The organism is Pseudoalteromonas sp. SCSIO_11900, assembly GCF_000576475.1.
GTDB classification, from domain to species: Bacteria; Pseudomonadota; Gammaproteobacteria; order Enterobacterales; family Alteromonadaceae; genus Pseudoalteromonas; species Pseudoalteromonas tetraodonis.
In genome coordinates this window covers 1,899,319-1,913,139 of record NZ_KK070023.1, presented here as the reverse complement: position 1 = coordinate 1,913,139, position 13,821 = coordinate 1,899,319, and the positions used below count along the sequence as shown (strand labels likewise).

The following is a 13,821-nucleotide window of genomic DNA, read 5'->3' as shown; positions in this document are numbered from 1 at the left end:
ACTAAGAAAATCTTAGTTTAGGTTTAGATTAAAAGTAATACTTAGGTCAAGCTTAAAGAGAAATTAATCTTTTGAAACATCTAAAACAAATATATCAATCAGCCCTACAAGATTTTTAGGTAAGTCATTTTCTAATTTTACTTTAAGTTCATCTGCGCTTTTCAAGCCATGCTGCTTTCTATTCGCTACCTTTTCTTCAGCCCCAAACCAAATAACAAGATAAATACCTTGTCCTTCAGCGTCAGGATGAATTGAATACCTTTCAGCCAGTTGGTTTCCTGCTGCTGAAAACAGTTCTGTATGCCACTGTCCTTTAGCTTCAATCACAAGTAATCTTCGAATACCATCCATTACTTTGGAAGCAGTAATATCAATTCTATTTTTATCTTTTGTTTGATGCTCTGCATTGATAACTATGCTGTCTGCTTCTAAGCGAGGCTTCAAATACTCTGCAATAATTTCTACTGAGCTTACTTCGTCAAGACGAACTCCGCCTTGTGAATAAAAACGATTTCCTGGGTTAAACTCCCCACCCTTAATATCTTTTTGATATTTATCTAGCTCATACAAGACTCTATCTCTAAGTCCTTCAACTGTAACAATCTCACAATTATCCAAAAGGTCTATAACCTTTGAAATATTTGGAGGAATAAAGTTTCTCAAAGCTAAAGCACGAATTTGATTTGCTCTCATACTTTTAAGATTTTGGCGCATAACCTGAAAACGAGAGTCCTCAATTAACTGTTCAATAATATGAATTGTTCTCTCAGAAGCGTCCAATTCAATTTGTCTAGATATATCAACCAGAAATCGATATGCTCTTTCTCCGTCAGGACTAGAAGTGCCATATGAGGAAGGCAAATTAACTTGTGGCCAATCTTCAATAAAGCGATCTAATAATAGATATATTTTATCACTAGTTAAACTTGGCAAAATATCGCGACTTCCTGAGTTTAAACTACTTGATATTCCCTCGAAAAAAAATATTGAGCTTTTCTTCTGAGTAAGGAAATAAAAAAACTTTTGGGAATCGCATAAATTCAAAAAATAAAAAGCCCTTAAAAACCAGAATTGTATGATTTTCTCTTCAGGCTTATCTATATGAGGTGATTCAATTCGACCCAGCCATTCATCGCAACGAATTAAGATCAAATCTTTAAGCTGTTCTTTATCACCATAATGAACGGCTAAATCAAATAAAATATCCAACGCATAATAGCTCAGGCCAGAATACTTGTTTAACCACTCTAAGGGTAAATTGGCTTTAAAATCACTAAATATTTCATCGTCTCTTAGTACTTCTACTTCGGGGTGTTCGCATTTAAACTTGTCTAATTGAAGCTCAACATACTCTTTTAAGTAATTTTCTTTGGAAGTTACATCAGGAAATAACAAACGATCAATTTCACACTTAAGAAGATCACGTTCATCTTCAGTTACTGCGTCATAATAAATATTACATCTAGTTTTCACAGCAGAAAGTATTTGCTTACTAATATTGTCTAGAGTTCCCTCCATACGTATTGTTTCTAAACACAAAGCATACAAAACTGTTTCAACATGTAACCTCTGCGATTGACTCCTCAACTCCGCAAGTTTCTGTAGGTTAGGTACATCGGGAGCAATCAGGCTAGTACAGTTTTTTAATGAAGTTCTCATTAGTTCTTCATCACCAAACTCTTTTTGTATATTTTCAGGTTCAAATAACAAACACTCTGAAAAATTAACTAACCACCCGAAATGCCCTCCAGATTCGATTAAAGCGCGGTTTCTCTGGATAAAGCTAATGTTGTCTGCACGATTTTGGCTCTCACATTTTTTGACCTTTCTATCTAGTCTATTAGACTTCGAATTTCGTTTTCGTATCTGTAATCCAATAGAGTAATCTGTATTATTTGCTTTTGCCCACTCTCGCATAAATTCTGGCTTTTGATTAGCTTGTTTACGCATAATACTGCGTATCTGATTATTCAACTGGAGTTTGTTGTGCTGGAAGTAATAATGCCTCGTTATAAAGGTTGACCACAGTTCTAAATTGTTTTCTTCAAATGCTAAATTGATTAAGTATTCAATATCATCAGCGGAAAAAAATAATCCAGAATGCGCACCGCAATGTGGTTCAAACCTACTTTGTTTAAGATTGTAGATTTTTTTACGTTCAGTTAAACCAGAAAAAACGGTTTTAAAAAGTCCTTGTCTTAAGTCTTTATTTTCTCTAATTGCTTTTACAGACTTACAGAAGTTTTCACTTTCGTCCCTGTGATAATTTAAGTTTTTTAGCCACCCCCATATCTGTTCTGGGTTATAAGGGAGGCTAGTAATATCAAAGTAATGATCGAGCAATTTACCTACAAGCTTGCTTATCCCGTCTCTACAAAAACATTCATAGTACTCTTTACCACAACTGCAAGTTAACTCATCGGTTAAAAAATTTAATAATCGTTCTGTATTTTCAGCACTTAAAGTCCATACCAATTTATTGATGAAATATCGATTGCCTTGTAACCGTCTATCATCTAGTGAGGTTTTTTCAGTAGGGTAGAGATTTGAACATGCTCGAAAGAAGCGTTTTAGTATGCCTAAATCAATAGAATTAGCACCTAAGAATTCAATCCCTTTAGCTGCGATGTTTAGAGAGGTATTACTAGACTCAGATATTAATGTTTCGAGTATTTTAATATCATCAACAAGCGAAAACAAACATTCCATAGCAAGCCTTCGAGTATCTAATCTCTCATTAGGTTCGAATAGTATGTTTATGAGATTGGGGGTTAAGTGCTCAATAACCTGAGATTCTTTGATTATAGTTAATACTAAGTCTCGTAAATGCCCATCACTTTTATTTTCTAAAATTGGCTTAATATCTTCAGCCATATTTTTATCAAAAAAACCAACTGTACTGTATCGCCGCCAAAAATCACCTCTTCTAAAATACGGGTCATTTTTTTCAATTTGTGTTAACTGTGATAAAAGCAACCTTTTAGATGAGCGATCAAGTTGTGAGGGTCTCCATTAGCTAGCACAGCATAAGGATCAAGCTTTATAATTTCATGTTGTAGCGCTAACCCGCCGAGAGTAGCCATCCAACCAAGCATTCCTCTCAATTCATCACGAACAATATTATTTGAAGCTATTACTGTTTTACAAACTCTTAAAGTTAGTGGATCTTGATTACTCTGTATTCGCTTTACTAAATACTGGGCGGCACAATATTCAGCAATAATCTTGTGAACAGCTCGATGCTGATCAACATCATCTGCAAGTTTAAATAAGCGAGAATCTATAATGCTCGATAGATCTAAGCCCTCTCTTATTAGTGCATTGATATTGGGGTATAAGTATTCCTCTGATAAATCACTAACACTTACTCCTTCAGCACCTGATAAAAGAGTTTTAGAAAATACTTCTGAAGCGAGCTCTATTTTTTTCTTATACGGGAAATCTATTCCAGTTCTTCTTTTTGCCGAAGGGTTAAGCTCTTTAGCTAAGTGCTCAACTGCTTTTTCAAAGATAGAGCTTTTACTTTTAAATTTTCGATTACTTTCAATGTAGGCATCTGCAAACATTTTCAAAAACTGGGGGTTCGGAAGCAAAACATCTAAATTAAAGCGTGATACTTCTGTATAAAAATTATCAAAATCTTCATCAGGCAAGTGGTGATCAAAAATCTTCCTTTGTTCTAATTCATTAAACTCCCTCAGCCTTAATACCAAAGGATCACATTCTAAATACTCTATAACTGCTTGTGTTGAGTCACTGCTCCATTCACTTGAGCGACTTGATATTATTAAAGTTTCAGGTTTTGACTCTATGACTTTAGCTAATAATTTGTGTATACCACAGTTGTCAATCTTGGATAGTTCATCTAAGGCATCTATAACAAGAAAATCCCTAAATAATTTACTAGAATACAAGTACTTGCTAGCAGTGACTGGGTTAGTATTAGCCTTACTTGCTAAGCTTTTAAGAAACTCAGTCTTACCTGCTCCTGGTTCTGCTAACATAATTACGCACTTAGAGACACTCAAGAGTTCATCTTCAGCATAAATTTGCTCATCATTTTCAAGAGTACGCTGAAGATAAATATTTGAGGTCATAGATTCTCTGTATATTCACAAATTAAAGTAAGGTATTTACTCTTTAATTAAGCCTAAAGATATTTTGGAAGTTTTCATACTATTAAGTAATTTCGCCTTATCATGCTGGTCTGCTTTACCCCATGCGCAAATTAGTTCAGCTAAATCATCTTCTTCACAATAAAAGTAAGCTACTGGCACATCTAGCTCTTTAGCAATGCGTTTCATGGTTAAAAAATCAGGGGCATGTTTGCCTTTTTCATATTGGTTCATGCGTGCACTAGCCGTATTTGGCTCCATTCCTAATGCCATACCTAGCTGTTGCTGAGTAAGGCCAGCTGCTTTTCTTGCAGATTTTAGGCGTGAAGGTGTTGGAGTTTCCATGTGAACCTTAGCTATAAATTATATATTGCTAAGATTCTCTTAGTATCTAACCCATAAGTGTACTAAGGATATTTTAGTTTCTCCTGAGTTTACACTTAAATCTAACTTTTTCACTTTTCTTCTTTAAAAAATGCTTGGGATCTAGCAATCTATGCCTATCATAAAAAATTGTAGCCTTCTAATATGGAACTTGTTTGTATATACATTGATGAATATAAAGGTATTAAAGATCTCTTCATGAATCTGAATCAGAACTTCATATGCGATTTCGATAGACCTCACATTAAGGTAAAAAAACAGCATTGTGGATTTAAAGAAGAATATTATCGTGGACAAAATATAAAACTGATAATTGGTAAAAATGGAGCAGGTAAAACATCAATTTTAGAGTTTATTGAAGGAGCTTTTAACGAAATCGTTGGTATTGGTACAGCTGTTTTCTGGAATGACGTTGACTCTAACTATTATGTAAAAAACAACTCTTTATCAGGTATGTTCCTAAATGGCGCCCCTATTAATGAGTACAAGCCAAACAACAGTACTAGCCTACTTTTTATAACCAACCTTTTTGATTTAAATAAATTTGCTTTCAATGAACACAGTAAAGGAAAAAAGAATGTACTAAAATTATCTTCAAATAAGTTCCTTGAAAAAAGAGTTACAAAAAAAGAGCTATTAATGGCTGAAGTATCAAGAGAGTTAGAATATTCTGAATATTTCAATCATAAAAAACAAGATGCAGATACACCTCTTGCATTTAGATTCACTATCTACCCATCAAGTCGAAGGCATTTTAATAACTCCATCGACAGCTTAACAAATGAAAACGTTAATACTTTATTTGAAAGTAAAGAGCTTCGCACAATAGTTGAAGAAGCATTACACACAATGCCTGAAATTATAGATATCGAAACCACCGAAAGAGTATTTAAAATAAATAACCTTTCAGACAAAAAGGAAATAACCCCGAAAATACTTAAAAGCGCTTTAAATAAACTTTTAAAAAAAGATAAATTTAGAGTAAATAAACATTATCTTGATGATTCCTTTTGGTACATTTTAGATAGTTGTATTGACGATGTTATTAAAAGCTTTTCTCTAAGGATAAAAGAGCCAACTGAAAGGGCTTGGTTCTATGTAAAAATCGTTCTCGATAACACACTTTCAATAAAAGAACTTCCTCAAGCTATCAAAGACCATATTGACGAGCATTCTCTTTTGAATATGGGTGATGATATAGAAAATATAGTTTATGAAGCAGAAAGCTTTTGTCATTTCTTAGAAAGTACAGTTCAAAAATTGTTAGATGATGGCGTACCCATTTTACATGGTACCGAAACTATTTACTTTGACCTTGATAATATTGATTTAATCACTGATATGACTAGAAAATTTAATGAATTAAACAGGTACGCAGCAAATAATTTTACATATGGCTGGTATGGTTTAAGTTCTGGAGAGGAGGCTCGGCTAAAACTACAATCACGTATTTTTTCAGGTGTTAGGGAATTAATTTCTAAAGGATATTCAAATATCCAGTTGCTCATTGATGAAGTTGATGCCTACCTTCATCCAGAATGGCAAAGAAAAATCGTACTTGATATTATCGAAATTCTTAATAATTTCGAAAAACCTATATTTTTAAAGCACAATATAAAAAAAATCAGTGTAAATACTATTTTGACTACACATTCCCCAATCATACTTAGCGATTTTTTACCTGATGACATAATTTCAATTATTAAATACAACAATCAAATATTTCAAGAAAAATCGAACGGATTTGGTACAAGGATTAACGATTTGTACCTTGACGGTATGCACTTAGACTCTACATTTGGTGAAATATCAAGAAACGAAATACTACGATTTTATCAAGAATTAAAGCAGGGGGAATTATCTAACTATAGTCAATACCTTATAAATCTCATTCCTGATGAAAAAGTGAAAGCATATTTTATGGACGAAAATGATAAAAATAAATGAAATTACTGATGATAATTTTCTAGCTCGTTATAAGAAGAAAGTTATATCAAAGTCTCTATTGCCTAAATTTAAAAACAGTTGATTTAGAGCATAAAAATAAAATTGAAGCACTTTTTTCAGAAGAGAGTTTAATTGAATTAACTTTCTGCGGCTCTTCAGAGTTATGCCAAATTATTGATAAAATTTATAAACAAGTACCCAGCCTAGCTGAGTTTTATTGCCCAGAGTATTTCTTTGTAAACTTTGAACTTAACTACACAAAGTCTGATATAAATGAGCTTGATTTAAGAAAACCAGAAAATACTGATGTAATAAACGAACTCTTTGATGAAACTAAGAATAACTTGCTTTTAACTCTAAGAGAATTTCAGGCCACTCAATTAATAAAGTTCCTTTTCACTGAAGAACATAGAGTAACCACTGCACAAAAGAAAAAAAAGTTACTCGACATTTATAAATTTAAAAAAGGTACATTTAAGCTTTCAGAACAAATGAAATTCCCTTTTTGGGTAAGTGATTTTTCAAGTATTTTTGATTATGAGTTAATGTCTAAAGAATTTGGATACGACATAACAAATTTTCTTGGAATTGATGTTTGTCCTTATTGTAATCAGGAAGAAATACCAACAATTGCTGTTGAAGGAGCTAAAACGAGGCCAAGCTTAGACCATTTTTATCCCAAATCTAAATTCCCTTTTTTAGCCACAACCTTGAGTAACTTAGTACCATCAGGTAAACGCTGTAATGAAGATTATAAGAAAGCTAACTCAATGATTGGCTTTGCAAATCCATACCATGATGCTGTAAAAACTGATGAAAGTTTATTCTTTTTTAAAGAAGTTTTCAGTAAGGAGTTTGAGCTTGAAAATGTAGAAGTAAGTGTTAATACCAATGATAATGCCCTACATATGAATATGTGCCTATTTAATATTTCACTTTTTTATGATCAAACTTATAAAAGTGATTTTATAGATATGCACGAAAAGAAAGAGTTTTTAAAAGAGGTTGGTTTAATAGAAAAAACCACTGATATTAGTAAAGTTCCACATAAAAAAATTAAACATCTAGTAGGTGTTGATTTGAAAAAACCTTCAATAAAATACCGACTCAAAAAATACAAAGTTGACTCTTTGAACCACATATTTGGCAGCCAATTTAAAACTGATGATTAACTGATTTTATATTACTTCCTCAACAACTGACTAATAGGCATTCGGTCAGTAAACTTAGTCGCTATAAACGGATCTTCATCTTGGGCGCTTTCAGGTTTATATAATGAATAGCGCTCGACTTCACTTGCTGTAATTTCTGCAACGGGCAAGGTAAATAGATTTGATACATCAGGAAAAAGTACATCAAATGCTTTAACTAAGTGCTTGGTTGTGAGGGTTTGCGCGTTATCCACTAAAGCGTAGAGTACTGCATCATCTAAAAAGTATTTAAGCGTTCTAAAACAACCTTTTGATAGTGAGAACAAAGCAAATACTGTTGCTTGCTCACTTAAATTTGGTTTTTCGGTAAATGGCATACGGTTGGCTAAGCCAATTATTAACTGTACAAAATGCTTAGGATTTTCTGATAACTTAAAATAAGGCAGCTGCCGCCTCACTAATAAACGCGATGACCATTGAGGCTCGTCTGCTATTTTTTCTGCCCACGGCATACCTACCAATACGATTGATACACCCGCTTCATCGTTAATATATTTTAATCGATTAGCAATCTCGCGGCGCTTTTTACCTTGGTTGTGCTCAATTAGTTCTTGAAACTCATCAATAATTATAAGCTCTGTACCACACGTTTTTAGGCATTTTATTAATGATGTCGTTAACCGTGTACCGTTTACTCGCAGTTTGCGCTCTGTGCTGCCTACTTGCCCTAAGTCTTTAAGAAGTTCGGCTAAAGTAGATTCTAGTGTTGGGTTGCTGGGTATGCGGCTTACTAATACAGGATGATTCATCACACCATTAATAAATTGCGGTAAATGGCGTTCTTTATATTGCTTGATCAGTGCTGTTTTACCTGTGCCTGTATCGCCATTTAAAAGCATGCAGGGCTTTTCACCTGTTAACCCTTTACCAAGCCTTAATCTGTCGAAGTCGTTGAATACAGTGGTTATTATTGGGTATTCAATAAAGACATCACGAAATTCATTAAACTTTTCTTTTTGTTTATCGGTCAGCATAGTTAAAATCCATCTAAATCTGAGATAAAGTCATCCCAACTATCAGCTGGTTGCTCTTTAGGTGTAACCTTTTTGGGTTCTACTGGCTCGCTCTGAGCTATTGATTTTTGTGAGTCACTATTTACATTTTGATGCTTAGCTAATGCTTTACCCCCTTTTACTTTTGAGTGTTTTGGCGCATTTTTTAATTCTTCAAACTCATTTTGAATTTTATGATGAATAAACATACGCGCTTTTGCTAAGCCTACATTATCGATAGAGCCCGAAATAAAATCGCGATGAATACGTATATTTATTTTATGCTGATTCAAACTTAAATTTTGGGTGTAACCGTTTGGGTCTATGCATGGCACTTTTATGTAATGCTCTAGCTTATCGAGGTAAACGTATATATAAGAAATATCATCGGGGTTTAATTTAATTAAAACTTCTTGAGATACTTTGTGGCTAAACTGTTTTCTATAGTTTGCTAGTTCAGTACTGTCGTAGCTTAAGTTTTCTAGCCTTATTCCACCTTTACGAAGCACCCGATGGTTTGAAATACTGAGTACAACATCTAGTTGTTGAAGGTCAGCATCACTCAGCATTGTTGGTGGTAACGTATTAAAACCTTGATCCCATAATTGGCTTGGTATGTACTTAAAGCGGCTGTCGGCATCTTGATGGTAAACGTCTACTACCCATTTATGAAATAGCTGCATAAAGGTCGTAAAGCGCATGATTGCATCTTTTTTGGGATTGTATTCATGCTTTTGTAAAATGTTAGAAAAGGTTTTACCAGGAACAGGGTCTAATAATTCAGTGTTAATTGTGCCGAACATACGCTCTACAAAGGGTTTTAACCACGGCTTTGCAACAGGATTATATTGAGTATTAATGCCTATTTCTTCACAAGCTAGTTCAAGGCTGTTACTCCAAAATTCAGCGCCATTATCAACAACGAGAGTTTCAATTTTGCCAGCACATTTCCACTCATTTATCGTATCTGGGTATAGTTTTGCCACATCACTTTTAGGTTTCATTGCATTTAGCATTGCTCGCCTTACTGCATCATAGCTAGGCTCGCTGAAGCTAAAGTAGAAGCCAACAATACAATGGCTATACACATCGACTAACATGGTGAGTGTTGGCCGACCAAGCGGGATATGTAGCTCATCATCTAATAAAATAAGATCAAGCGGTGTATGGTCAATTTCAACTTTTTCGAGTACTCGGGTAGGCCGTGTATGCCCTTCTACTTTATTAAAAGCAATATCAGCAAGGCGCTTACCATAACGAGCGATCATTACTTCGTATTGTGGTAAATTATCTATTCTGTTTTTAAACGCTTTGTATGTTAAAGGCTTTAAAACACTGCCCACAACACTGTCGTTCTCAATAATAACTAAATCTGCATAATACTTATAAGCAGAAGCCACTGATGGCTTTTCTTTTACTAAGTAACGCTCAAGTGCTTTTTCGAAAAACTTATCGGTGGCTGTATCGCGCTCCCTGTTACCCTTTTTTTGATGGCTTGGTATTAGCGCCATGATATTTTTATCTGCATTTGTATAAGCGCTATACCATCGTGCTGCTGTTCTCCAGCTGGGCTTCCTTTCTCCCTCAACTTCAGGCATTACTTTCAATAAAGGCTCAAGGTTTTTTTGTGTCCAACCACCTTGAATATTAGCCTCAAGCCATTGAATATATTTAAGCTTAGCAAATGTTGTATTTTTAATTTTTTCAGGAAGGGCTTGTAAATCTTTGGCGTAATTTTGAGGTAGTTTGGTTTCTACTTTTGGTAATGGCTGGTTAAACTCATCATCAAACAAACCGTCATTAAACATTGTTAGACCAAATTGCTGTTTCTATTGATATTTCATTTGTAGTTAAGTCGGCAAATAACTGCCCTAGTGATAATAAGCGTAGCACAGTAGCAAGTAGCTCACCGGCAGTTACTTTTAAAAAGTTAACTAACTGGCCCACTTTAATAGAGCCGTATTGCTTAACAAGTTCTAACACCGATGCTTGCAGCTCTGTTAAAGACTGAAAACCAGAATAGCGATGTAAAAGCTTTAAGTTATTGAGTGTTGGGTATACACGGATTTGTTTATCAGTAACCAGTATTAAGTCGCGTCCATCTTGCTTAGCTATGGTTTGCTTTTCAATAAAACGTGCACGAAAGTCTTCGTCAGCAATTTTGCTTTGCGGTTTTACTTCTATAAATTTTTGCGTGCCGTCTGTGTGGGTAAGTAAAAAGTCAGGTGTGTAACGACAAATACGGTTATCGAACTCATATTCGTAACCTAGTGGTTGTGCCTCAAATGCGGCTATTGATGGTGAAAATTCAAAATGGAAACAGGCATCAAACTCTAAAGAGGATTCAACTAAACAGGTAGATTTATTTTTTTGACTAGCAAATTTATGGAGGTTTTTTACACGGGAGTGTTTGAGTTTTCTTCTGTACATGTGAGTCAACCATCTAACCATTTGGTTAAATACTAGACTATGCCACCTTATACTTCCAATTTATGCCATCTTTTAGTACAAATATGTCAACTTATACTTCAAACAACACCCAAATGAGGAATTTGGGTGGCAGTCTTACCAGCCACATCTCGGCACACACGTCACAAACTGTGGCTGCTCCCTTCCGGGCCTGACCAGGTTCGCCTGCTAGTGTTGCGAGAGGACCAATAAGACTACCATTGAGGGCCTTGGTTGGCGCGATTGAGATTATCGCTACTTTTATTCTATTATTCAAGGGATAATCAAAAAAGAAAGTGCGATTGCATACTTCATATACAATCGCAGAGTGTTTAGTGGTTAAAGCGGTTATTAATTACTCTCTAACTGCGCTTTTATATTACGTAGCGCTGCTTTTACTTTTTTCATGTTCTCTGGGCCCATGCGTAAAAGTTGCTTTTGTGCAGCGGGTAATTGCTCCCACTCAGAAAACGCATACTGATAAGTAACCGAGTCACGCAATAAAGGTAAGCTGCCTTTTGGCTCTGGAGTATCAAGTAGCAAGTCAATGGCATCTTCAAGTGTTTGTGTAAACTCATCATCGCCATAGCCAATTTCAGTGTATGCACTGTTGATTAGCGGTTTATATTCTTCATATAAACGAACAGCTTGTGCGGCACTCATACTCGTTAGTACTTTTACATATGGGGTGTAGCGTTCATAGCTATTAGGGTCAATGGTTAAAATATCGCCTTCGTTTACGCTAAAACCTTCTTCTAACTTTACAACTGGGGTATGTTTCTTAGCTACCTTACCTTTTGCTAAGTTATCGATAAACACCACACCACGACGAATAACATCATCGTTTAACACTAGGCTCATTGCCGCATCGCCTAAGTATTCATCTAATTTTGCAACCACGACAGGATCACTGTCATTTAATGTTGGTAGAGGTACAACCTCAGGCTCTGGCTCAACGTCTGGGCGCTGTGCTGGCACTGCAAACTCTTCAGGTTTTTCTGGCTTAACCGATGGCGCCCCCACCACAGGATCGTTTTCAGGTTTTAGCTCCATAACGGGTTGCTCTTTTATGGGTTCTTCAACCTGCATAACTGTTTCTGGGGCTTCGCTTGGTTTTAATAATACAAACGCGGCGGCAATAATAATGATTAATAAAATAACCCCTGCGAAGATAAGGTTGTTATTCGGTGGACGTTTTTGAACATCTGATTCTGATGGTTTATCTGACATACGAACTCCATAAATATAAAAATGCGATACCGTTTAGAGTACTCTAAACAGATTTAATTCCTAACTTACACTAATATTCATTAATAAGTAGGGTCTGTTGACCTTTCTGATTAAAATTTGTTCACCCCCCCTTAGCAGAGGATGTTTGGTTTTTAAGCTTCGTTATCGCCTATTTATGGGAAGTAACCACAATACATAGGCTCTTCCTTGCCTAAAAATACAAACACACTGATAAAAATTCAACCTCGAAAGATAAATAGACTCTAACATATCCTTTGATTCTTCTAGCTTAAAGACTTAAAGTGAATAAATAAAGTATAGACAGCGAACAGTTTAAATACCTAACATGAAAATTAAGCAAGTCGATCCTAGTAAACCTAAAATTGCCTTATTACTAACAGGTGGTGGTGCCCGAGCGGCTTATCAAGTGGGTGTTTTGAAAGCGTTAGCGCAAAGTATGCCCAGAACCGCCCCGCTCCCCTTTAGAGTGATAAATGGCACCTCTGCCGGTGCAATTAATTCTGCGGCCTTAGCATGTTACGCCTCATGCATGCATTTAGCGGTAAGAAAACTAGAAACAGTATGGAAAAACTTTTCAACTTCGATGGTATATAAAAGCGACTTTTTAAGTGTGTTTGGTCATATTACCCGTAATATTTTAACCAGTTTCCAGTCAGAACATATAAACCATCCACCAGCAAGCTTGTTAAATAACCGACCACTTAGAAAACTGTTAAACGATATACTGGATTTACATCGTATTGAGCGTAATTTACACCGTGACTATTTAGAGGCGCTGTCTATTACTGCATCCAGTTATACTACTGGCGATTCTGTTGCTTTTTTTCAGTCAAATACGCAACATTCTTGGCAACGAGCCAAACGCGAAGGTCGTGCTACTCGTATCAATGTTGAACACCTAATGGCCTCAAGTGCCATTCCTATGGTGTTTCCAAGTGTGAATATTTATAACCACTATTTTGGTGATGGCTCTATACATCAGCTTTCACCTTTAAGCCCGTCTATTCACTTAGGGGCAAATAAAATATTTATTATTGGGGTTGATCAACCCAAAGAGCCACATCCTCCTGGATACTCTGCACATTTCCCGGGACTTTCGGCCGTGGCAGGGCATTTACTCGACAGTGTATTTACCGACACTATGCAATCTGATCTAGAGCGCTTGGACAGAATAAACCGCACACTCGGTTTATTGCCCAATAAGCATAAGCATCAAGAGTTGAAACAAATAGATAGCTTTATTATTAATCCATCGCAAAACTTCAATGCCATTGCAGCGCAGTATTACGATGATATGCCTTGGGCGATAAAAGTTTTATTACGTATAATCGGGGTAAAAAAGCGCTCTCAGTCGAGTTTGACCAGCTATTTGTTATTTGAAAAACGCTACACCCAGCATTTAATTCAAATCGGATACGACGATGGTATGGCAAAATTACCTGAGATCAGAAAGTTCTTAGAGCTAGAGTAAGT

General features: G+C 35.6%; 10 protein-coding genes and 1 other RNA gene. 3 read left to right on the top strand and 8 right to left on the bottom strand.

The annotated features are described in order from the left end of the window. Nucleotides 1-63: 63 nt before the first annotated feature. From BG00_RS08885 to BG00_RS08880, 3 genes are all read right to left on the bottom strand, one after another. A complete protein-coding gene (locus BG00_RS08885; protein WP_253861364.1) occupies nt 64-2,874 on the bottom strand; it encodes a hypothetical protein in 2,811 nt (936 codons plus the stop codon). Between the two features lie 83 nt (nt 2,875-2,957). After that, nucleotides 2,958-4,097, bottom strand: coding sequence for an NACHT domain-containing protein (locus tag BG00_RS18040; RefSeq protein ID WP_253861363.1), 1,140 nt, complete (start codon nt 4,095-4,097; stop codon nt 2,958-2,960). A 36-nt stretch (nt 4,098-4,133) separates the two neighbouring features. Next, nucleotides 4,134-4,460, bottom strand: coding sequence for a helix-turn-helix domain-containing protein (locus tag BG00_RS08880; protein WP_036981981.1), 327 nt, complete (start codon nt 4,458-4,460; stop codon nt 4,134-4,136). A gap of 183 nt (nt 4,461-4,643) precedes the next feature. Here BG00_RS08880 and BG00_RS08875 point away from each other — a divergent pair, with 183 nt between their 5' ends. Together BG00_RS08875 and BG00_RS08870 are read left to right on the top strand one after the other, a co-directional pair. After that, nucleotides 4,644-6,446 (top strand): AAA family ATPase, encoded by a 1,803-nt coding sequence (locus BG00_RS08875; RefSeq protein WP_036981979.1) that lies wholly within the window; start codon nt 4,644-4,646, stop codon nt 6,444-6,446. A 344-nt stretch (nt 6,447-6,790) separates the two neighbouring features. Continuing rightward, nucleotides 6,791-7,618 (top strand): HNH endonuclease, encoded by an 828-nt coding sequence (locus BG00_RS08870; RefSeq protein ID WP_150111313.1) that lies wholly within the window; start codon nt 6,791-6,793, stop codon nt 7,616-7,618. Nucleotides 7,619-7,629: 11 nt separating this feature from the next. Here the strand turns inward: BG00_RS08870 and BG00_RS08865 are convergent, their stop codons facing one another. The 5 genes from BG00_RS08865 to BG00_RS08845 form a co-directional block, all read right to left on the bottom strand. Beyond that, nucleotides 7,630-8,631: a TniB family NTP-binding protein gene (locus BG00_RS08865; RefSeq protein WP_036981975.1), complete on the bottom strand. Its 1,002-nt coding sequence runs from the start codon at nt 8,629-8,631 to the stop codon at nt 7,630-7,632. 2 nt (nt 8,632-8,633) lie between these two features. Continuing rightward, on the bottom strand, nt 8,634-10,457 hold the full coding sequence (locus BG00_RS08860) for a Mu transposase C-terminal domain-containing protein (RefSeq protein WP_036981973.1): 1,824 nt from the start codon (nt 10,455-10,457) through the stop codon (nt 8,634-8,636). Continuing rightward, on the bottom strand, nt 10,450-11,079 hold the full coding sequence (locus BG00_RS08855) for a TnsA endonuclease N-terminal domain-containing protein (protein ID WP_036981971.1): 630 nt from the start codon (nt 11,077-11,079) through the stop codon (nt 10,450-10,452). The genes BG00_RS08860 and BG00_RS08855 overlap by 8 nt, the downstream gene beginning before the upstream one ends. A 133-nt stretch (nt 11,080-11,212) precedes the next feature. Then, nucleotides 11,213-11,309: signal recognition particle sRNA small type (gene ffs / locus BG00_RS17365), an RNA gene on the bottom strand. 139 nt (nt 11,310-11,448) lie between these two features. Next, nucleotides 11,449-12,327 (bottom strand): DUF3014 domain-containing protein, encoded by an 879-nt coding sequence (locus tag BG00_RS08845; RefSeq protein ID WP_036981968.1) that lies wholly within the window; start codon nt 12,325-12,327, stop codon nt 11,449-11,451. Nucleotides 12,328-12,673: 346 nt separating this feature from the next. Here BG00_RS08845 and BG00_RS08840 point away from each other — a divergent pair, with 346 nt between their 5' ends. After that, nucleotides 12,674-13,819 (top strand): patatin-like phospholipase family protein, encoded by a 1,146-nt coding sequence (locus BG00_RS08840; protein WP_036981966.1) that lies wholly within the window; start codon nt 12,674-12,676, stop codon nt 13,817-13,819. The last annotated feature ends 2 nt before the right edge of the window (nt 13,820-13,821 follow it).